This window comes from Duganella sp. GW821-FHT01E12 (genome assembly GCF_059422325.1).
The window spans coordinates 55,258-76,555 of the sequence record NZ_JBWKWR010000009.1; the positions used below are offsets into that span (position 1 = coordinate 55,258).

The 21,298-nt window shown below is 63.5% G+C and carries 18 protein-coding genes; 15 read left to right on the top strand and 3 right to left on the bottom strand.

Features of this window, described 5'->3' with window-relative positions:
• Positions 1-247 precede the first annotated feature (247 nt).
• From AC07WS_RS22550 to AC07WS_RS22575, 6 genes are all read left to right on the top strand, one after another.
• Complete coding sequence (locus tag AC07WS_RS22550; RefSeq protein ID WP_494731240.1) at positions 248-3,103, top strand: 2-oxoglutarate dehydrogenase E1 component; 2,856 nt, start codon at positions 248-250, stop codon at positions 3,101-3,103.
• A gap of 73 nt (positions 3,104-3,176) precedes the next feature.
• Positions 3,177-4,427 carry a 2-oxoglutarate dehydrogenase complex dihydrolipoyllysine-residue succinyltransferase gene (odhB, locus tag AC07WS_RS22555; RefSeq protein ID WP_494731241.1) on the top strand — a complete coding sequence of 417 codons (1,251 nt, stop codon included), beginning with the start codon at positions 3,177-3,179 and terminating at the stop codon, positions 4,425-4,427.
• A 54-nt stretch (positions 4,428-4,481) separates the two neighbouring features.
• Positions 4,482-4,793 carry a PspC domain-containing protein gene (locus AC07WS_RS22560; protein WP_494731242.1) on the top strand — a complete coding sequence of 104 codons (312 nt, stop codon included), beginning with the start codon at positions 4,482-4,484 and terminating at the stop codon, positions 4,791-4,793.
• Positions 4,794-4,807: 14 nt separating this feature from the next.
• Positions 4,808-6,238: a dihydrolipoyl dehydrogenase gene (gene lpdA, locus AC07WS_RS22565; protein ID WP_494731243.1), complete on the top strand. Its 1,431-nt coding sequence runs from the start codon at positions 4,808-4,810 to the stop codon at positions 6,236-6,238.
• A 73-nt stretch (positions 6,239-6,311) separates the two neighbouring features.
• A complete protein-coding gene (gene zapE, locus AC07WS_RS22570; protein ID WP_494731244.1) occupies positions 6,312-7,409 on the top strand; it encodes a cell division protein ZapE in 1,098 nt (365 codons plus the stop codon).
• 23 nt (positions 7,410-7,432) lie between these two features.
• Positions 7,433-8,164, top strand: coding sequence for a hypothetical protein (locus AC07WS_RS22575; RefSeq protein WP_494731245.1), 732 nt, complete (start codon positions 7,433-7,435; stop codon positions 8,162-8,164).
• Between the two features lie 13 nt (positions 8,165-8,177).
• Here the strand turns inward: AC07WS_RS22575 and AC07WS_RS22580 are convergent, their stop codons facing one another.
• Entirely contained in the window at positions 8,178-8,981 is an 804-nt protein-coding gene (locus AC07WS_RS22580) for a PP2C family protein-serine/threonine phosphatase (RefSeq protein ID WP_494731246.1), read from the bottom strand.
• 148 nt (positions 8,982-9,129) lie between these two features.
• Between AC07WS_RS22580 and AC07WS_RS22585 the strand changes: the two genes are divergently transcribed.
• Together AC07WS_RS22585 and yoaA are read left to right on the top strand one after the other, a co-directional pair.
• Entirely contained in the window at positions 9,130-9,330 is a 201-nt protein-coding gene (locus tag AC07WS_RS22585; RefSeq protein ID WP_008450659.1) for a YdcH family protein, read from the top strand.
• A 30-nt stretch (positions 9,331-9,360) separates the two neighbouring features.
• Positions 9,361-11,397 (top strand): DNA repair helicase YoaA, encoded by a 2,037-nt coding sequence (yoaA, locus tag AC07WS_RS22590; RefSeq protein WP_494731247.1) that lies wholly within the window; start codon positions 9,361-9,363, stop codon positions 11,395-11,397.
• Between the two features lie 114 nt (positions 11,398-11,511).
• On the opposite strand, the gene AC07WS_RS22595 is transcribed toward yoaA, so the two are convergent.
• Positions 11,512-12,486 (bottom strand): NADPH:quinone oxidoreductase family protein, encoded by a 975-nt coding sequence (locus AC07WS_RS22595; RefSeq protein WP_494731248.1) that lies wholly within the window; start codon positions 12,484-12,486, stop codon positions 11,512-11,514.
• 177 nt (positions 12,487-12,663) lie between these two features.
• Between AC07WS_RS22595 and AC07WS_RS22600 the strand changes: the two genes are divergently transcribed.
• From AC07WS_RS22600 to rlmD, 7 genes are all read left to right on the top strand, one after another.
• A complete protein-coding gene (locus AC07WS_RS22600; RefSeq protein ID WP_494731249.1) occupies positions 12,664-13,269 on the top strand; it encodes a toll/interleukin-1 receptor domain-containing protein in 606 nt (201 codons plus the stop codon).
• 9 nt (positions 13,270-13,278) lie between these two features.
• Complete coding sequence (locus AC07WS_RS22605) at positions 13,279-15,243, top strand: KGGVGR-motif variant AAA ATPase (protein WP_494731250.1); 1,965 nt, start codon at positions 13,279-13,281, stop codon at positions 15,241-15,243.
• Between the two features lie 69 nt (positions 15,244-15,312).
• Positions 15,313-16,050, top strand: coding sequence for a 5'/3'-nucleotidase SurE (gene surE, locus AC07WS_RS22610; RefSeq protein ID WP_494731251.1), 738 nt, complete (start codon positions 15,313-15,315; stop codon positions 16,048-16,050).
• On the top strand, positions 16,047-16,922 hold the full coding sequence (locus AC07WS_RS22615; protein ID WP_494731252.1) for a protein-L-isoaspartate(D-aspartate) O-methyltransferase: 876 nt from the start codon (positions 16,047-16,049) through the stop codon (positions 16,920-16,922). The genes surE and AC07WS_RS22615 overlap by 4 nt, the downstream gene beginning before the upstream one ends.
• 29 nt (positions 16,923-16,951) lie before the next feature.
• Positions 16,952-17,884, top strand: a complete 933-nt coding sequence (locus AC07WS_RS22620) for a peptidoglycan DD-metalloendopeptidase family protein (RefSeq protein ID WP_494731253.1) — start codon at positions 16,952-16,954, stop codon at positions 17,882-17,884.
• A 7-nt stretch (positions 17,885-17,891) separates the two neighbouring features.
• Positions 17,892-18,899, top strand: coding sequence for an RNA polymerase sigma factor RpoS (rpoS, locus tag AC07WS_RS22625; RefSeq protein WP_494731254.1), 1,008 nt, complete (start codon positions 17,892-17,894; stop codon positions 18,897-18,899).
• A 78-nt stretch (positions 18,900-18,977) separates the two neighbouring features.
• Entirely contained in the window at positions 18,978-20,321 is a 1,344-nt protein-coding gene (rlmD, locus tag AC07WS_RS22630; RefSeq protein ID WP_494731255.1) for a 23S rRNA (uracil(1939)-C(5))-methyltransferase RlmD, read from the top strand.
• Between the two features lie 51 nt (positions 20,322-20,372).
• Here rlmD and AC07WS_RS22635 read toward each other — a convergent pair whose 3' ends face one another.
• A complete protein-coding gene (locus tag AC07WS_RS22635) occupies positions 20,373-21,050 on the bottom strand; it encodes a Bax inhibitor-1/YccA family protein (RefSeq protein WP_494731256.1) in 678 nt (225 codons plus the stop codon).
• Between the last annotated feature and the right edge of the window lie 248 nt (positions 21,051-21,298).

The window sequence follows — 21,298 nt, forward strand, 5'->3', positions numbered from 1 at the left end:
GGCAAGCCGAGCAGTCATGCGGCTTAAGCGAAGATTAATATCGTAAGATTTGTTACGGTTTCTGTCGAATAAATGGTTGTTGGGATACAATACCGGTGCTATCCTGAATGACCCGATTTTGTAGTACCTGAAGAACTATAGCCCTTCCCCACAACTTGATGTGCAATCCGCTAACCGGTCAGGCCGTGTCGCGGAAGGTTAGATTAACCCGCTAATTCCTCGCGAAGCGCGAAGAAAGGTGAGCAAGATGATGCAACAATCTACGTCCAATTCCTACCTGTTTGGTGGGAACGCACCGTACGTCGAAGAACTGTACGAGGCGTACCTCAACAACCCAGGTTCCGTGCCAGACAACTGGCGCGCCTACTTCGACGCCATGCAACACGTGCCGGCCGTCGACGGTTCCAATAAACCAGACGTCGCCCACGCTTCGGTCATCGCCTCCTTCGCCGAACGCGCGAAAGCCGGCCCGATCCGCACCGTGGTGGCTTCCGCCGACGCTGAAATGGGCCGCAAGCGCGTCGCCGCTACCCAGCTGATCGCCGCTTACCGCTACCTGGGTTCCCGTTGGGCCAACCTGGATCCGCTGCAGCGCCAGGAACGTCCGTCCATCCCTGAGCTGGACCCGGCCTTCTACGGCTTCTCCGATGCGGACATGGACACCGTGTTCAACATCAGCAACACCTACTTCGGCCCTGAGACCGCGACCCTGCGCGACCTGCTGAACTTCCTGCGCGACACCTACACCCGCTCGATCGGCGCGGAGTACATGTACATCTCCGACCCGGCCGAAAAGCGCTGGCTGCAGGAACGCCTGGAATCGATCCGCTCGACCCCGAACTTCACGCCGGAAAAGAAAAAGCACATCCTGGAGCGCCTGACCGCGGCCGAAGGCCTGGAACGCTACCTCCACACCAAATACGTCGGCCAGAAGCGTTTCTCGCTGGAAGGCGGCGAAACCTTCATCGCGTCGATCGACGAAATCATCCAGCGCGCCGGCGAAAAAGGCGTGCAGGAGATCGTTATCGGCATGGCCCACCGCGGCCGCCTGAACGTGCTGGTCAACACCCTGGGCAAGGCGCCCAAGGAACTGTTCGAAGAATTCGAAGGCAAGCACGGCGACGACCTGCCGGCCGGCGACGTCAAATACCACCAGGGCTTCTCGTCGGACATCTCGACCGCCGGCGGTCCTGTCCACCTGTCGCTGGCGTTCAACCCGTCGCACCTGGAGATCGTCAACCCTGTGGTTGAAGGTTCGGTCAAGGCGCGCATGGACCGCCGCGGCGACACCCTGGGCAAGCAAGTGCTGCCTATCCTGGTGCACGGCGACGCCGCGTTCGCAGGCCAGGGCGTTGTGATGGAAACCCTGAACCTGGCGCAGACCCGCGGCTACGGCACGGGCGGCACGGTGCACATCGTCATCAACAACCAGATCGGCTTCACCACGTCGGATCCGCGCGACGCGCGTTCCACCATCTACTGCTCGGACGTCGTCAAGATGATCGAAGCACCGGTGCTGCACGTGAACGCCGACGATCCTGAAGCCGTGGTACTGGCTTCGCAGATCGCCATGGACTACCGTCTGCAGTTCCAGAAGGATATCGTTGTCGACATCATCTGCTACCGCAAACTGGGCCACAACGAGCAGGACACCCCGGCGCTGACCCAGCCGCTGATGTACAAGAAAATCGGCCAGCACCCAGGCACCCGCAAGCTGTACGCGGACAAGCTGGTGGCGCAGACCGTGATCGCGGCCGACGGCGGCGAGCAGATGCAAGCTGCCTATCGCGACGCGATGGACGCCGGCAAGCACACCATCGATCCGGTGATCTCCAACTTCAAGAACAAGTACGCGGTCGACTGGCTGCCGTTCCTGAACCGCAAGTGGACCGACTCGGCCGACACCGCCGTGCCGATGACCGAACTGAAACGCCTGGCCGGCCGCATCACCACCGTGCCTGAAGGCTTCAAAGTGCACTCGCTGGTCGAGAAGGTCCTGGGCGACCGCGCCAACATGGGCAAGGGCGAACTGAACCTGGACTGGGGCATGGGCGAACACCTGGCCTACGCATCGCTGGTCGCTTCGGGCTACGCAGTGCGCCTGACCGGCCAGGACGCCGGCCGCGGCACCTTCGTGCACCGCCACGCCGTGCTGCACGACCAGAACCGCGAGCGTTGGGACGCCGGCACCTACGTGCCGCTGCAGAACATCGCCGAAGGCCAGGCACCGTTCACCGTGATCGACTCCGTGCTGTCCGAAGAGGCTGTACTGGGCTTCGAATACGGCTACTCGACCGCCGAACCAAACACGCTGACGATCTGGGAAGCCCAGTTCGGCGACTTCGTCAACGGCGCGCAAGTGGTCATCGACCAGTTCATCAGCTCCGGCGAAGTGAAGTGGGGCCGCGCTTCCGGCTTGGTCATGATGCTGCCGCACGGTTACGAAGGCCAGGGTCCTGAGCACTCGTCGGCACGTCCTGAGCGCTTCCTGCAACTGTGCGCCGACAACAACATGCAAGTGGTCCAGCCGACCACCGCGTCGCAGATCTTCCACGTGCTGCGCCGTCAGATGGTGCGCCAGTTCCGCAAACCGCTGGTGATCCTGACGCCTAAATCGCTGCTGCGTAACAAGGACGCGGGTTCCTCGCTGAACGAGCTGGCCAAGGGCGCGTTCCAGACCGTGATCGGCGAAGTCGACGAGAAAATCGACGCCAAGAAAGTCAAGCGCGTGGTCGCCTGCTCGGGCAAGGTCTACTACGACCTGGTCAACGCACGCAAGACCCGCGGCCAGACCGACACCGCCATCATCCGTGTCGAACAGCTGTATCCGTTCCCGCACAAATCGTTCGCCGCCGAACTGAAGAAGTTCCCGAACCTGGCGGAAGTGGTGTGGGCGCAGGACGAGCCACAGAATCAGGGCCCATGGTTCCAGATTCAGCACAACATCTTCGAGAGCATGGACGCAGGTCAGCGCCTGGCATACGCCGGCCGCCCAGCGTCGGCATCGCCGGCTGTCGGCTACTACGACAAGCACTACGCCCAGCAAAAAGACCTGCTGGAGACGGCGTTCTCGAAGCTCAAAGGTTTCATCCTGACCAAATAATCGCACTTACTTGACGGAGCGCCCTGCTGCTACGCGGCGGGGCGCCGCAACAATAAAATATACGGAGTTTTACATGGCACAAATCGAAGTCAAAGTCCCCCAGCTGTCGGAATCGGTAGCAGAAGCAACCATGCTGACCTGGCATAAAAAAGTCGGCGACGCAGTCGCTCGCGACGAGAACCTGATTGACATCGAAACCGATAAAGTTGTTCTGGAACTGCCTGCACCAGCGGCCGGCGTTCTGGTCAAGATCATCAAGGGCGACGGCAGCACCGTGGTTGCCGACGAACTGATCGCTATCATCGACACCGACGCAGCAGCCGCAGCCGCCGCTCCAGTCGCAGCCGCAGCTCCAGCAGCCGCAGCACCTGCCGCAGCTCCAGCAGCAGCCGCCACCACCGGCGGTTCGAAAGGCGACGTGGCCATGCCAGCCGCCGCCAAGATCCTGTCGGAAAAAGGCCTGAGCGCTGGCGATGTCGCCGGTTCGGGCAAAGACGGCCGCGTGACCAAGGGCGACGCCCTGGCCGCCGGCGCCAAGGCTCCAGCCGTAGCGCCACTGGCGCCGGCCGCTGCCAAGCCAGCGCTGCAGCAAGTTGCCGCGCCTGCGATCGCCAGCCTGGGCGAGCGTCCGGAAGAGCGCGTGCCGATGAGCCGCCTGCGCGCACGTATCGCCGAGCGCCTGCTGCAATCGCAATCGACCAACGCCATCCTGACCACGTTCAATGAAGTGAACATGGCGCCGGTAATGGAACTGCGCAACAAGTACAAGGACAAGTTCGAGAAAGAGCACGGCGTCAAGCTGGGCTTCATGTCCTTCTTCGTCAAGGCCGCCGTTGCCGCGCTGAAGAAATACCCGATCATCAACGCCTCGGTCGACGGCAACGACATCGTCTACCACGGCTACTTCGACATCGGTATCGCGGTCGGTTCGCCACGCGGCCTGGTCGTGCCTATCCTGCGCAACGCCGACCAGATGTCGATCGCCGACATCGAGAAGAAAATCGGCGAATTCGGCGCCAAAGCCAAGGAAGGCAAGCTGACCCTGGACGACCTGACCGGCGGCACCTTCTCGATCTCGAACGGCGGCACCTTCGGCTCCATGCTGTCGACCCCGATCATCAACCCGCCACAATCGGCCATCCTGGGCGTGCACGCGACCAAGGACCGTGCTGTTGTAGAAAACGGCCAGATCGTGATCCGTCCGATGAACTACCTGGCGATGTCCTACGACCACCGCATCATCGACGGCCGCGAAGCCGTGCTGGGCCTGGTCGCAATGAAGGAAGCGCTGGAAGATCCAGCCCGCCTGCTGCTGGACCTGTAATACCGCCACATCCCCAGGCCCGTCCGGGCTTGGGGAATTTTCAGAGGGTCATCAATGAGCGTATCTGAAGAAATCAAACGGTTGCACGAACTGCACCAGGCTGGCGCGCTGTCGGACGAGGAGTTCGCCTCCGCCAAAGCCAAGTTGCTGGACAAGGAAGCATCTCCCGGCATCTCCAACGACATCACCCGATTGCGCCGCTCGAACACCGACCGCTGGCTGGGTGGCGTGTGTGGCGGGCTGGGCCAACTTACCGGGGTCGAATCCTGGATCTGGCGCTTGCTGTTCGTATTGTTCGTGATCACCTTTGGCTTCGGACTCGCCATCTACATTCTGCTATGGATTTTCGTACCAGAAGAGAACTGATTGGAAAATAAAAAATGAGTAAACAATTTGACGTAGTAGTCATCGGCGCCGGTCCTGGCGGTTACATCGCGGCCATCCGCGCGGCACAACTGGGTTTCTCGGTCGCCTGCGTCGACGCATGGGTCAATGAAAAGGGCGGTCCCGCACCTGGCGGCACCTGCACCAACGTCGGCTGCATCCCGTCGAAAGCGCTGCTGCAATCGTCCGAGCACTTCGAGCACGCCGGCCACGCCTTCAAGGACCACGGCATCGATGTCGCCGGCCTGTCGCTGAACCTGCCGCAAATGATCAAGCGTAAAGACACCGTCGTGAAGCAGAACAACGACGGCATCCTGTTCCTGTTCAAGAAAAACAAGGTCACCTTCTTCCACGGCCGCGCCTCGTTCGCCGGCGCCGCCACCGCAGACGGCTACCCGCTGACCATCTCCGCGCCAGCCAACGAGACCATCAACGCCAAGCAAGTCATCATCGCCACCGGCTCCAACGCACGCGCACTGCCAGGCGCCGAGTTCGATGAAAAACTGATCCTGTCGAACACCGGCGCGCTGACCATCGGCGAAGTGCCGAAGAAGCTGGGCGTGATCGGCGCCGGCGTGATCGGCCTGGAAATGGGTTCCGTATGGCGCCGCCTGGGTTCCGAAGTGACCGTGCTGGAAGGCCTGCCTGTGTTCCTGGGCGCGGTCGATGAGCAGATCGCCAAGGAAGCCGGCAAGCTGTTCGCCAAGCAGGGCCTGAGCATCAACCTGGGCTGCAAGATCGGCAGCATCACCAAGGGCGCCAACAACGTCACCGTGGCCTACGAAAACGCCAAGGGCGAAGCGCAGACCGCCGTGTTCGACAAGCTGATCGTCTCGATTGGCCGCACCCCGAACACCGACGGCCTGGCCGCCGACAAGGTCGGCCTGAAGCTGGATGAGCGTGGTTTCGTGGCCGTCGACGACGACTGCAAGACCAACCTGCCGGGCGTTTGGGCGGTGGGCGACGTGGTGCGCGGCCCGATGCTGGCGCACAAGGCGGAAGAAGAAGGCGTTGCCGTCGCCGAGCGCATGGCCGGCCAGCATGGTCACACCAACTTCAACACCATCCCTTGGGTCATCTACACCTCGCCGGAAATCGCGTGGGTCGGCCGCACCGAGCAGCAACTGAAGGCCGACGGCGTCGCCTACAAGGCCGGCACCTTCCCGTTCCTGGCCAACGGCCGCGCTCGCGCGCTGGGCGATACCTCGGGCATGGTCAAGTTCCTGGCCGACGCAAGCACCGACGAAATCCTGGGCGTGCACATCATCGGACCTATGGCTTCCGAGCTGATCTCCGAAGCCGTGGTGGCGATGGAGTTCAAGGCTTCGGCTGAAGACATCGCGCGCATCTGCCACGCACACCCGTCGCTGTCGGAAGCGACCAAGGAAGCCGCGCTGGCGATCGACAAGCGCACGCTGAACTTCTAAGCAGCACCAGTAAGCGGACTGCGGGCGGACTGCGGTCCGCCCTTTTTATTTGCGCAGTACAGAATCGAAGCCCATGAACGTCGAAGAGTTTTATCAGCACGCGCTGCAAGAGCGCAATTTCAAGGCCGATGCAGCCCAGCGCCGCGCGGTCGACCGCCTGCAACTGTGCTACGACGAGTGGGTGGCCTATAAGGGGCAGCGCTCCAGCACCCTCAAGCGGCTGATCAACCGTCCCGACGTGCCGAAGGGCGTCTACATGTGGGGCGGGGTGGGGCGCGGCAAGTCCTTCCTGATGGATTCCTTCTATTCCGTGGTGCCGCTGGTGCGCAAGACGCGCCTGCACTTCCACGAGTTCATGCGCGGCGTGCACCGCCAGCTCGACGAGCTGACCGGCGTGGCCAATCCGCTCGACGAGGTGGCCAAGCGCATCGCCAAGAAGTACCGGCTGATCTGCTTCGACGAGTTCCACATCTCGGACGTGGCCGACGCCATGATCATGTACAACCTGTTGAAGGCGCTGTTCGACAACGGCGTGTCCTTCATCATGACCTCGAACTACGACCCGAAACTGCTGTACCCGGACGGCCTGCACCGCGACCGCATCCTGCCCACCATCCAGCTGCTGTACGACAAGCTGGACGTGATGAACATCGACGCCGGCGTCGACTACCGCGGCCGCGCGCTGGAGCAGGTCGATTCCTACCTGACTCCGCTCAATGCCCACACCGACCACCTGCTGCGCGAGGCCTACGCCAGCATCGCCGAGACCGCCGACGAGGATCCGGTGGTGCGCATCGAGGCGCGCGAGATCCGCGCCCTGCGCCGCGCCGGCACCATCATCTGGTTCGACTTCAACACCCTGTGCGGCGGCCCCCGCTCGCAGAACGACTACCTGGAAATCGCCAGCCGCTTCCATACCGTGATATTGTCCGGGATTCCGATGATGTCGGCCGCGATGTCGTCGGAGGCGCGGCGCTTCACCTGGCTGATCGACGTGTTCTACGACCAGGGCGTCAAGCTGCTGATGTCGGCCGAGGTGGAGCCGGAAGAGCTGTACACCAACGGCACGCTGGCCAACGAATTTCACCGCACGGTTTCGCGCATCGTCGAGATGCAATCGCGCGAGTACATGGACAAAGAGCAGCGCGCCGCGGCCGGCGCGCTGGCCTAAGTGAGCTGCAACAGGATAAAAATATGAGACCAAGTTTGAAACCGCTGGGCGAGATGATCGCGGCCGCCGCGCTGGCGGCCCTGGCTGCGCTGGCCGCGCCGGTGCAGGCCCAGACCGCTGAGCCGGCCCCCGCACCGCGCGACCAGCTGACCCATTCGGTCGAGCAGGCCAACGCCACGCTGGCGCAGGTGGCCAAGGACCGCGCGGCGGTCCACGACGAATTCGCCGCCAGCGAGCGCGTGTGCTACGACAAGTTCTTCGTCAACCACTGCCTGGACAAGGCCAAGGAAAAGCGCCGCGCCGCGCTGGCGAAGCTGCGCGCCACCGAGGTGGAGGCCGAGCATTTCAAGCGCGCCGATTCGGTCGAGAAGCGCGATGCCGACCTGGCCGTGCGCGCCCGCAAGGACGCGGAAGAGGAGGCGCAGCGCGCCGCCTTGCCGCCAAAGGAGCCCAAGGTTGTGGACGACACGCCGCGCCCGGCGCCAAACGCGGGCAAGCCGGCCGTGGACCGCGAGGCCGAGCACGCGGCCAAGGTCCAGCGCCAGGCGGCGCAGGATGCGGCCGACGCCGGCAAGCGCGCCGCGAATGTCACGGCATTCGAGAAGAAGCAGGCCGAGTCGGAGAAGCGCAAGGCGCAAGTGGCCAAGAAGAAGGCCGACAGCGACGCCAAGCGCGCCGCCCACGAAGAGTCGGAGAAGAAGAAAGCCGCCGCCGCCGAGGCAGCCGCCGCAGCGGCCGCCGCCAAGAAGCAGTAAGCGGCGCCGCGCGTCAGACCGCGCGGCGCATTTTCTGCACGGTGTAGTTCGGTATTTCCCTGGGCTGCTCGACCAGCTTGATGATGGCCATCGAGCAGTTGTCGCCCTTGCCCTGGGCGCGCTCGCCGGCCTTGCTGATCAGGCGTTCGGCCGCCTGGCGCGGCGTGTTGCGCGCGACCGCAGCCGCCAGTTCCGTATCCTTGAACAATTGCCACAGGCCGTCCGAGCACAGCAGGAGTGCATCGCCGGCCTGCAAGCCTTCGTGGTAGCCGACTGTGACGAAGGGCGACTTGAAGCTGTTGCCCAGCGCGTTGTTGAGTAGCTTGGAGCTGCGGTGCTTTCTTGCCGCGTCCAGCGGCAGCTTGTCTTCCTTGACCAGATGCTCGATGTAGGCGCCGTCGTTGCTGCGCATGGCGCAGGTCTCGCCGGCGAAGCGGTACACCCGCGCGTCGCCGACGTGGGCCCACACCACCTGGCCGGCCGGCGTCAGCACCATCATCGCCAGCGCGCTCTGCGGCTCGACGGTCTTGGCGATCGGATTCATCTTGATGACCTGGTGCGCCTCTTCGACGATGGCGCGCATCAAGTCCTGCAGGCGCGGAATGCTGGGCGTGTCGCCGACGCGCAACTCGTCGAACAAATGCTTGCTGGTCAGCAGCGCCTGGTCCGACCCGATGGGGCTGTGGTTGCCGTCGGCCAGCACGGCCATCACGTAGCCGGGCGCCTGGGCGGCCGTGTACAGGGCCACCCGGTCGTTTTGCTGGGATCGGTTTCCGATGTGCTGGGCGGTGCCGGCTTCTATTTTGTATGCGCTCATAAGCAACACTGTATCCTAGACGGCGGGTGAGCGATCATTATGTTGGCGGCAGGGCCGCCGTAGATTAAACTATGCACCGTGTCACAGTTTGTTTGCAATACATTTGTTGTTCCAGTGAAACTATTTGTGTGAGTAAAGACCGAGAATTATGACTGATGTACAAGATATCCAGCGTCGTCTGATTGAACTCGACGTCGAACACCGCGATCTGGACGCGGTCATCGACATGCTCACGCTGGATGGCCATCACGATCAACTACAATTGCGCCGCCTCAAAAAGCGCAAGCTGCAGTTAAAAGACCATATCACTCTGCTGAAAATGCAATTAGTGCCCGACGTTCCGGCCTGAGTCCGGCTCAGTGCTACAACTAAGTTTATTTTGACCGAACACCTTCCCACGCCCGCCGACACCATCCCCGCCGTAGTCGGCGCCACGCCCGATCAGCCCCCCGGAAAACACGATGCCGAGGTCGAGCGCCTGTTTGGCGCCGGCGGGCCGTTGGGTCCGGCTGTGGGCGAGTACCGCCCGCGCCGCTCGCAGACCGAGATGGCCAAGGCGGTGGCGGACGCCATCGCCAACCAGACCACGCTGATCGCCGAGGCCGGCACTGGCACGGGCAAGACTTTCGCCTACCTGGTGCCGGCGCTGCTGTGGGGCGGCAAGACCATCGTCTCCACGGGCACCAAGAACCTGCAGGACCAGTTGTTCCTGCGCGACATCCCGACCGTGCGCGCCGCCTTGCAGGCGCCGGTGTCGGTGGCGCTGCTGAAGGGGCGTTCGAACTACGTCTGCCACTACCACCTGGAACGCACGCTGCAGAACGGCCGCATGACCTCGCGCGACGACGTCGGCCACCTGCGCGAAATCTCGCGGTTTTTGAAAATGACCAGCTCGGGCGACAAGGCCGAGCTGGCCCGCGTGCCGGAAAACGCGCTGATCTGGAACCTGGTGACCTCGACCCGCGACAATTGCATGGGCGCCGAGTGCCAGTATTACCAGGATTGCTTCGTGATGAAGGCGCGCAAGGAGGCGCAGCAGGCCGATGTGGTGGTGGTCAACCACCACCTGTTCTTCGCCGACGTGGCGCTGAAGGATTCCGGCATCGCCGAGCTGCTGCCGTCCGCCAACACCGTGATCTTCGACGAGGCGCATCAGCTGCCCGACACCGCCACCTTGTTCTTCGGCGACACGTTTTCCACCTCGCAAGTGCTTGAATTGTGCCGCGACGTGCTGGCCGAAGGCTTGTCCAACGCCCGCGACGGCGCCGACTGGGGTAAGGTCGTCACGGTGGTGGAGAAGGCCGCGCGCGATTTGCGGCTGACCTTCCCGCAGGATATCGTCCGCCTGTCGCTGCCGCAGATCGCGCCGTCGAGCGACTTTTTCCCGGCCCTGCAGACGCTCAAGGACGAGCTGGACGGCATGCTGGCGGTGCTGGAAACCCAGGCCGCGCGCGCGGAAACGCTGGAACAATGCCGCCAGCGCGGCCTGGAACTGGCGCAAAAGTTGGCGGATTGGAAGTTCGATCCGAAGGCGCGGGTGGAAAAGGGCGCCGAGGCGGTGTTCTGGGTCGAGGCCTATGCGTCGTCGCTGCAGCTGCACAAGACGCCTTTGTCGATCGCGCCCATCTTCAACGGCCAGCGCGAGGGCGTGCCGCGCAGCTGGATTTTCACCTCCGCGACGCTGGCGGTGAAGAACGATTTCAGCCATTTTTCCGAGCAGATGGGGCTGGACGGCGAGCCGTCGAAGACCTGGCCGAGCCCGTTCAACTACGAGCAGCAGGGGATTTTGTACGTCCCGCAGGGCTTGCCGGACCCCAATTCCATGGGCTACACCGACGCGGTGCTGGACCACGCGCTGCCGATCATCGAGGCGGCGGGCGGAAAAACTTTCCTTTTGTGCACGACTTTGCGCGCCGTCAAGCGCGCCGCCGAGCGGCTGCGCGACGAATTCGAGAAGCGCGGTCTGCCGTATCCGCTGTTTGTCCAGGGCGACAAGGGCCGCACCGAGCTGCTGGACCAGTTCCGCAAGGCGGGAAATGGCGTGCTGATCGGCTCGCAAAGCTTCTGGGAAGGTGTCGACGTGCGCGGCGATGCGCTGTCTTTGGTGATTATCGACAAGCTTCCGTTCGCGCCACCGGACGATCCGGTGCTGGCCGCGCGCATCGAGGTGATGGAAAAGCAGGGCAAGAACGGCTTCATGCACCACACTTTGCCCGAGGCGATTATTAACCTGAAGCAAGGTGCCGGCCGCCTGATCCGCGACGAGGGCGACCGCGGCGTACTGATGTTGTGCGATCCGCGCGTGATTTCCAAGCCGTACGGCAAGCGGATATGGCAGAGTTTGCCGTCCTTCAAGCGCACCCGCGAACAGGCCGAAGTCATCGAATTCTTCAAAAACAAGAATTCCGATTCGTAACTTTTAGTATCAAAGCCAGCCGCCTGTCGTCCCCGCGCAAGCGGGGACCCATGCTAAGTATGGATTCCCGCCTGCGCGGGAAGTCATTTCCCCCAGTGGGGGAAATGACAACGGTTACGGCACAATCACCACCTTCCCCGTGACCTTACGCGCCGCCATATCGTTGAGCGCCCGCGCCGTCTCCTCCAGTTTGTACCGGCCCGAAATGTGCGGCTTGATCTTTCCTTCCTGCAACCACTCCATCAACTGGCGCATGCCGGCCAGGTTGGCCTTCGGCTCCCGCTTGACGAACTCGCCCCAGAAAACGCCGACCAGTGACGCGCCTTTCAGCAAGGTCAGATTGAGCGGCAATTTCGGAATCTCGCCGTTGGCGAATCCCACCACCAGATACCGTCCGCGCCAGGCGATCGAGCGGAACGCCGGCTCCGCATATTCACCGCCGACCGGGTCGTAAATCACATCCGGACCCTTGCCGCCGGTCGCCGCCTTGACCGCCTCGCGCAAATCCTCCTTGCCGTAGTTGATCAGCACGTCCGCGCCATGTGCTTTGCACACTTCCAGCTTCTCATCGGTCGAAGCGCAAGCAATGATGCGGGCTCCAAGGGCTTTGCCGATCTCGATCGCGGCCAGCCCCACACCCCCGGCCGCGCCAAGTACTAGCATGGTCTCGCCAGCTTTTAGCGCAGCACGGTCCACCACCGCATGGTGCGAGGTGCCGTAGGTGAGGGTGATGGCCGCCGCCGTCTCGAAATCCATGCCCGGCGGCATGGGCGCCAGCGCTTGCACGGGCGCCACTAATTGTTGCCCAAAACCACCGGTCGAAGTGAAGGCGATGACCTTGTCGCCCGGCTTGAAAGTTGTCACATCGTCAGCAACCGAGCGCACCACACCGGCCACTTCGCTGCCTGGAACGAAGGGTAGTTCCGGCTTGAATTGATACTTGCCTTGAATGATGAGCACGTCTGGAAAGTTGACGCCGGCCGCCTTGACATCGATCACGACCTGGCCCGGACCTGCTTGCGGATCGGGCAATTCCTGGACGGCGAGGGTGTCCGGCAATCCCCATGCCTGGCATACGACAGCTTTCATTGTGGTCTCCTTGGTTAAAAATAGAACGATCGTTAGATTTTTATGATACCTGAAAGCGCCACCCGTTTGCGCAAAGTTCGGCCTGCCGCACGTTTGCGTTCGCGCAAAGTGTCTGCTGGGTGGATTGTTAGAGTTGGTTAAACGCTGCACCTCTGTAGGGCGGCAACGGAGGATGTCATGACTATCCGTCACGGCTGCTTTTTCAGTTATGCACACGGCCAGCACGCGTACATGAGCAAGTTCAAGAACGATTTGATCGAAGCGCTCAAGTGCTATCTGGAGCCGCACTTCGACAACGAGAACGAGCTCTTTGTTGATAGCGAGCAACTCGGTGGCGGGGACGACCTGGACCAGAAGATCGCCCGCGCCATGTGTGAGAGCGCCTGCATGATTGTCATTTATACACCTAAGTATGAGGCGCACGCCTACACCCGTCGTGAGTTTGCAGCAATGCAACTTATCGAGAACGAGCGCAAGCAGTGGTACTCGCTGCCCAGCCACCTGATCATCCCCGTCATCATGACCCGGCATCCGGACGGCCTGCCACCGCAAATCGCCGGGCCGGGCATGTATGTGGACTTTTCCCGCTACACGCTGGCCAGTGGCGACCTGAAAACCAACCCGGAGTTTCTTCCCGACATAGAAAAAATCGTCTTGCGCATTGCCGAGCATTACCACTACCTAAAACGATGCACGCCGCCGGGCCACGACTGTGGCCGTTTTGTCATGCCGGACATCCCGCCGGAATGGCGTGCCATTCCTCCTCCACACTTCCCACGCTAAAGGTTTGCCATGGACATCACTGCCTTGTCGCTGCCGCCGTTGACTGGAACCGGCGAAGTTATCACCTTCTACTCCTACAAAGGCGGGACCGGGCGCACCATGGCCTTGTCCAATATCGCGGTGCTGCTGGCGCGCCAGCAAAACGCCACCACGCCGGTGTTGATGATCGATTGGGACCTGGAAGCGCCGGGCCTGCACCATTACTTTGACCACCACGACGACAAGCCGGGCGTGCTGGAACTGTTCGAAGCGTGCCGCGAGCAACTGATACGCCGCCGCAAGGGCGCGGCGCTGCTGGACGAGGACGAGCTGGCGCGCGAAGTGCTGGCGGCCGTCGGCTGGGAGCAATACGTGAGCCGGGTCGACCAGAGCAGCCAGCTGTACCTGATGCGCGCCGGCCGCTTCGACGACAGCTATGGCGAGCGGCTGGCCGCCATGCACTGGGACGAGCTGTTCAACAGTTGCCCGGCATTGTTCCGTTGCTTTGCCGATAATCTGGCGCGCCACTTCCGCCACGTGCTGGTCGACTCGCGCACCGGCCGCACCGACAGCGCCGGCATCTGCACGACCTTGCTGCCACGCAAGCTGGTGGTGGTGTTCACGCCCAACCGCCAGAGCCTGGAGGGCGTGCAGGCGCTGGTCACGCGGGCGACCGCCTACCGCCGCAGCCACGAGGACGAACAGCGGCCATTATTGGTCTATCCTCTGCCATCGCGCATCGAAATGGGCGACAGCGTGCAGCGCGCCCAGTGGCGGCGCGGTGACCAGCAACAGCGCATCCTGGGCTACCAGCCCATCTTCGAGCAGTTGCTCAGCGCGTGCTACGGCATGCCGCAGATGTCGCTGGACAGCTATTTCGACGAAGTCCAGCTGCAACAGACGCGCACCTTCGCCTATGGCGAGCAACTGGCGGTGCGCATCGACCAGGGCGGCGACCGGTTCTCGCTGACGCGCACCTTCGAAGCCTTGCTCGACTGGCTGGCCCCTGGCTATTTCCCTTGGCAATCGAGCCGCGAGATCCACTTGCTGGCTTCGATCGGCGACGCCCGCCGGGCGCTGGAGGAGGGCGGCGTGCGCGCGCTGTCGCAGCCGCTGGCGCGCGATCTCAACCTGCTGGGCGAACTGTATCGCCGCGAGGGCCGCTTGCGCCAGGCACTGAGCTGTTTCGAGGAAAGCATGACCCTGCGCCAGCGCGGCCTGAGCGAAGACCACCCCGACACCCTGGCCAGCAAGAGCAATCTGGCCGTCGTGCTGCGCCTGCAGGGGCAGCTGGACGAGGCGCAGTTCCTCGAAGAATGCATCGTCGAGGCGCGCGAGCGGCTGCTGGGGCCGGAGCACCTCGATACGCTGGCCGCGCGCGCCAACCTGGCCGCCACGCTGGCCCAGCAGGGCCGTCCGGCCGAAGCGCTGGCCATGATGGATGCGGTGCTGGACGCCTACCTGCGTCTGCTGGGCTCGGAACACCTGCTGACGCTCTCCTGCAAGGCCAACCGGGCCGACATGCTGTTCCAGCGCGGCGACACCGAACACGCCCGCCTGGCGCAGGAGCAGGTGCTGGCCGCGCGCAAGCGGCTGCTGGGCGCCGAGCACGCCGACACCCTGCGCAGCAAGGCCGCGCTGGCCGGCACCTTGCTGCGGATGCAGGAGCTGGACGCCGCCAGCAGCCTGCTCGACGCCGTCTATCAGGCCCAGCTGCGCCGACTGGGGCCGGATCACGCGGACACCCGCAAGGCGCGCGCCCAGCTGGCGGACGTGCAGGTGCAGCTGGGCGGCCCGGTGGCCGGCCGGATCGGCGAACCGGTGCTGGTGCCCGAGCTGCATCAGGATGTGGCGATCGCCGACTACGGCGACGCCCTGTCCCGGCCGCTGCATCCGCGCGGCAGCCGCAGCCCGAGCGATCTGTGGACCCGCGCGGCCGAGGAGTTGCTGGCGCTGGACGGTCATTTGTCCGGCTCGCGGCCGCCGTCGCGCTAGCGCAAATTTATCTGGTCCGGAGGCCGCCGGCACGCGCAGTCAGGTCATTGCTTCAGGTAAAATCTCCGTATGAGAATCCTGATCAGTAATGACGACGGCTACCTGGCGCCGGGCATCAACGCGCTGGCGCAGGCCCTTGCCCCCATCGCCGACATCGTGGTCGTGGCGCCGGACAGCAACCGTTCCGGCGCCTCCAATTCCCTGTCGCTGGACCGGCCGCTGTCGGTGCAGCAGGCGGCCAATGGTTTCTATTTTGTCAATGGCACGCCGACCGACTGCGTGCACGTCGCGCTGACCGGCATGCTGGACTACAAGCCCGATCTGGTGGTGTCCGGTATCAACAACGGCCCCAACATGGGCGACGACACGCTGTATTCCGGCACCGTCGCCGCCGCCACCGAGGGCTATCTGTTCGGCATCCCGTCGATTGCCTTCTCGCAGGGCGCCTACGGCTGGGAGCACATCGACGACGCGGCCCGTCATGCGCGCGACATCATCGAGCGCTATTATCGAACGTTGCCGGCGCCGTATCTGCTGAACGTCAACATCCCGAACCGGCCCTACGAGCTGCTGAGCGCGCCGGTCGCCACCCGGCTGGGCCGGCGCCACCAGGCCGAGCCGGTGATACGGGCCAGGGATCCGCGCGGCAAGGAAATCTTCTGGATCGGCCCGCCGGGCGCGACCAAGGACGCGGGGGAGGGCACGGATTTCCATGCCTGCGCCCAGGGGGGGACCTCGATCACGCCGCTGCAGATCGACCTGACCCACAAAACTCAACTCGATGCATTGGCAAAGGCGCTGGCATGACCGACAAGAACCGTAGCTTTCCCCTCCCGCTATCCTCGGTAGTCGACAAGGGGGCCAAGAAGGCGACGGTGTTCGCGCCGGTGGCCACGCCGCAGACGGCCACGCAGAACGCGGCCCGCCATGTGCCGCCACAGCACGGTTATTCGAACGCGCGGCCGGTGGCGGCGCCGTCCAAGTCGCACAGCTACGCGATGGAGCGGGCGCAGCCGGTCCCGGCCCCGGCGCCGCGCGGCAATCCGCTGGTGTCGGACGCGGTGCGCCGCGCCATGGTGCAGCGCATCGCCAAGCAGGGCGTCAAGGATGCGGTGGTGCTGGGCGCCATGGAGAGCGTGCCGCGCCACCTGTTCATGGACGAGGCGCTGGCCTCGCAGGCGTACATCGACGCCTCGTTGCCGATCGGCCACCACCAGACCATCTCCCAGCCCTACATCGTCGCGCGCATGATCGAGGTGATGCGCAACGGCGGCCCGCTGCAGCGCGTGCTGGAGATCGGCACCGGCTGCGGCTACCAGGCGGCGGTGCTGTCCTGCGTGGCGCAGGAGGTGTATTCGATCGAGCGCATCAAGCCGCTGCACGAGCTGGCCAAGGCCAATCTGCGCCCGCTGCGCGTGCCGAACCTGCGTTTGCACTACGGAGATGGTATGCTTGGCCTGCCGCAAGCGGCCCCGTTCGACGGTATCATCCTGGCCGCGGCCGGCCTGGAAGTGCCACAAGCACTGCTGGAGCAGCTGACCATAGGCGGCCGTCTGGTGGCGCCGGTGGGCGCCCGCGCGCAGCACCTGGAATTAATTACACGCACCGGCAAGGCGGAGTGGGCCAGCGTCACGCTGGAAGATTGCCACTTCGTCCCGCTGCGTCCGGGCACGATATGACGCGCCCGTACCATTAGACTAAGATGAGAATGACAAATAAAAGTAACTTGCTCGCACTGAGCTTTGCGCTCGCTTTCCTGAGCGCTTGCAGCACCACTCCGAACCAGGCGCCGGTTGTCGACCGCACCTTGCCGCCGCCAGTCAAGCCCGCCACGCCCAGCGAAACGGCGCAGATCGCCCGCGACGAGCGCGGCCTGTACACGGTCAAGAAGGGCGACACCCTGATCCGCATCGCGCTGGAATACGGCCAGAACTACCGCGACCTGGTGACCTGGAACAACCTGTCCAATCCGAACGACATCAAGGTCGACCAGGTGCTGCGCGTGTTGCCGCCCGACAGCGCGTCGAACGGCGTGCAGACCGGCGCCATCGTCATGCCGCCGGTGGAAAAAACGCCGCCACCGCCGCCGGTGGTCAAGAAAACCGAGCCGAAGGGCGAGAAAAAGCCGTATTCGGAGAGCGCGCTGGCCGAGTTGCAGCGCGCCGACGGCAACGGCAAGGCCGAAGCCAGCGTCAAGCCCGCGCCGGCGCCGTCGCCTGCCGTGGTCGCCGCGCCGCCTGCTGCGGCCGCCGCCAGCGCCAGCGCCGAGGATGAAAAACTGAGCTGGATGTGGCCGTCCGACGGCCGCGTCATCGCCACTTTCGACGAAGGCAAGAACAAGGGCGTGGACATCGCCGGCAAGGCCGGCCAGCAAGTCGTGGCTGCCGGCGCCGGAAAAGTGATGTATGCCGGCAGCGGCATCCGTGGTTATGGTAATCTCGTTATTGTGAAGCACAGTAATAGCTTGTTGTCGGCCTATGCCCACAATCGCACCATTGTGGTCAAGGAAGGCCAGAGCGTGACCAAGGGACAAATGATTGCCGAAATGGGCGATTCCGATGCCGATTCCGTCAAGCTGCACTTTGAAATCAGGCAGCAGGGCAAACCGGTGGACCCGTCCAGATTCCTGCCTAACCGCTAGCTGAACCATGACACAGACGCCGCACGATCCGATGGATGACGACTCGGCCCAGGATGAATTCCCGGACGAGAGCAATGATGATGTCGCCATCGAATCCGCGGATGGCGAGGCCGAAACCGTCGAACCGGGCGCGGTGCTGGAAAGCGTCGACGAACTGAAAAAAGTGCTGGCGGCCGAGCTGTCGACCGACACCACCCAGCACTACCTGAACCAGATCGGCACCCGGCCGCTGCTGACGGCGCCGCAGGAAGTGCACTACGCCACGCTGGCCAAGGCCGGCGACTTCTCGGCCCGCCAGACCATGATCGAGCACAACCTTCGGCTGGTGGTCTCCATCGCCAAGCACTACATCAACCGCGGCGTGGTCCTGCTCGACATGATCGAGGAGGGCAACATCGGCCTGATGCGCGCCATCGACAAGTTCGAGCCGGAGCGCGGCTTCCGCTTCTCCACCTACGCCACCTGGTGGATACGCCAGAGCATCGAGCGCGCCATCATGAACCAGGCGCGCACGGTGCGCCTGCCGGTGCACATGGTGCGCGAGCTGAACCAGATCCTGCGCGGCAAATACCACCTCGAAGCCCAGCACCACAACGGCAAGGACGCCACCGCCGAGGACATCGCCGAGCTGGTCGGCCGCCCGGTGGAGGAGGTGCAGGACATCCTGGCGCTGTCCGAGCACGCCACCTCGCTGGATGCGCCGCTGGACAACGATCCGCAATCGTCGCTGATGGACATGCTGCCCGGCGACGCCGAGGACAGCCCGGACGCGCGCGCCGAGCACCACGAAATGACGCTGCTGGTGCGCGACTGGCTGACCAAGCTGCCGGACAAGCAGCGCATCGTCATCATGCGCCGCTTCGGCCTGGACAACGACGATCCGGCCACGCTGGAAACGCTGGCCGAGGAGATGGGTGTCACCCGCGAGCGCGTGCGCCAGATCCAGCAGGAAGCGCTGGTCAAGCTGAAACGGGCCATGGCCGCGCGCGGCGTGGTGCGCGATTCCCTGCTGTAGTCTCTTCCCATTCTGCTATCATGTCGGCCCCGGCCATCGTGCGCCGGCGCTAGCCATTCCCTTTTTGAATTGAACGTTATGCAAGAAAATACTATCTTCATCAAGTCGCTCGACATGGACGCCCGCGGCGTCGGCCATCTGGAAAATGAAGACGGCTCCCAAGGCAAAGTGGTGTTTGTCGAAGGCGCCTTGCCGGGGGAGACAGTCCGCTTCACCACGTTCAAGAAGAAGAAAAACTGGGAAATGGCGCGCATGGACGAGCTGCTGCGCGAATCGCCGATGCGCGTCGCGCCCAAGTGCCCGCACTTCGACATGTGCGGCGGCTGCTCCATGCAGCACCTGGAGCCGACCGCGCAGGTGGCGATCAAGCAGCGCGTGCTGGAAGATAACCTGCAGCACATCGGCAAGGTGCGTCCGCTGACGGTGATGCGCCCGATGTACGGCCCGACCTGGGGCTACCGCTACCGCGCGCGCCTGTCGGTGCGCTATGTGGCCAAGAAGAACACGGTGCTGGTCGGCTTCAAGGAAAAGCGTTCGATCTTCGTGGCGGACATCCAGAGCTGCCAGATCCTGCCCAAGCATGTGTCGGACCTGCTGCTGCCGCTGCGCGCGCTGATCGGCTCGCTGACCCTGTTCGACCAGGTGCCGCAGATCGAGGTGGCGATCGGCGAGGGTGTGACCGCGCTGGTGCTGCGCATCATGTCGCCGCTGGGCGACGGCGACGACGCCAAACTGAAGGCCTTCGCCGACCAGCACCAGGTGCAGTTCTGGCTGCAGACCAAGGGCCCGGAAACGGCGGCGCCGTACTACCCGCTGGGTCCGGAGCTGTACTACCTGCTGCCCGAGTTCGGCATCAAGATGCCGTTCAAGCCGGTCGACTTCACGCAGGTGAACCACTACATCAACCGCGTGCTGGTGGTCAAGGCGCTGCGCCTGCTGGAAGTGCAGCCGGAAGACCGCGTGGCCGACCTGTTCTGCGGCCTGGGCAACTTCACGCTGCCGCTGGCGACGCAGGCACGTGAAGTGGTTGGCATCGAAGGCGCGACCTCGCTGACCGAGCGCGCGCTGGACAACGCCAAGGCCAACGGCCTGTCGGACAAGACCACCTTCTACACCCGCAACCTGTTTGAGGTGACGGCCGACGACCTGATCGCGCTGGGTAAGTTCGACCGCATGCTGATCGATCCGCCGCGCGACGGCGCTATGGCGCTGAGCGAAGCGCTGGTGGCGTTGAGCCAGACCCGCGCCGACCTGCTGCCCAAGCGCATCGTCTACGTCTCGTGCAGCCCGTCCACGCTGGCGCGCGACGCCGGCATCCTGGTCAACGCCGGCTACGTGCTCGACAAGGCGGGCGTGGTCAACATGTTCCCGCACACCTCGCACGTCGAATCGATGGGCGTGTTCAACTTGACCCCACCATAAAAATAAAAAAAGCCGGCGCTGGGCCGGCTTTCGATGAGGTGACTGCGACGCTTAGTCGCGGTTGCCGCCGAAGATGCCCAGCAGCGACAACAGGTTGACGAAGATGTTGTACACGTCCAGGTAGATGTTCAGCGTGGCGCGGATGTAGTTGGTCTCGCCGCCGTTGATGATCTGCTGCACGTCGTACAGGATGTAGGCCGAGAAGATCGCGATCGCCACCACCGAGATCACGATCGCCAGCGCCGGGATGCCCAGGAAGATGTTGGCGATCGATGCCAGCAGGATCACCACCACGCCCGCGAACAGCCAGTTGGCCATGCCCGAGAAGTCGCGCTTGGACACCGTGGCGATGGTCGCCAGCACCGCGAACACCGAGGCCGTGCCGCCGAACGCGGTCATGATCAGGAAGCCGCCGTTGGAGTAACCCAGGATGCGCGACAGCAGCGGCGTGAGCATCAGCCCCATGAAGAAGGTGAAGCCCAGCAGCAGGGCCACGCCCAGGCCGGAATCCTTGTTCTTTTCAATCGCCCAGATAAAGCCGAAGGCGACCGCCAGGAACAGCAGCGCCATCAGCCCGCCGCCCAGCGGCAGGTGTAGCGAGACGCCCAGCGCCGCGCCGAAGATGGTCGGCACCATGGACAGCGCCAGCAGCCAGTAGGTGTTGCGCAGCACAGCGTGCTGGACCGAGCGGCTTCCCGCCAGGTCGTAGGTGTTTTGCATGTTGTTCATAAAGAACCTCCTTCAGAGTGATTCGAATACCGCTTGCCAAAAGCATAGCACGCCGGGGTAAAAATGCGCAAAATTGCCTGGAATACCCGCTTAAAGCGGGCTTAATCTGGCCTTCCTCCCAATATTTGCCCGTCCAGGCGGTAAATATGGCCGGTCTTGCAAGCTTATCTATGCCTGATTCTCGGTATATGGGGTGTTCTATGGTAAAATCAAAGGTTGATTGAGTTATCAATTTTGTTTTAAACCTT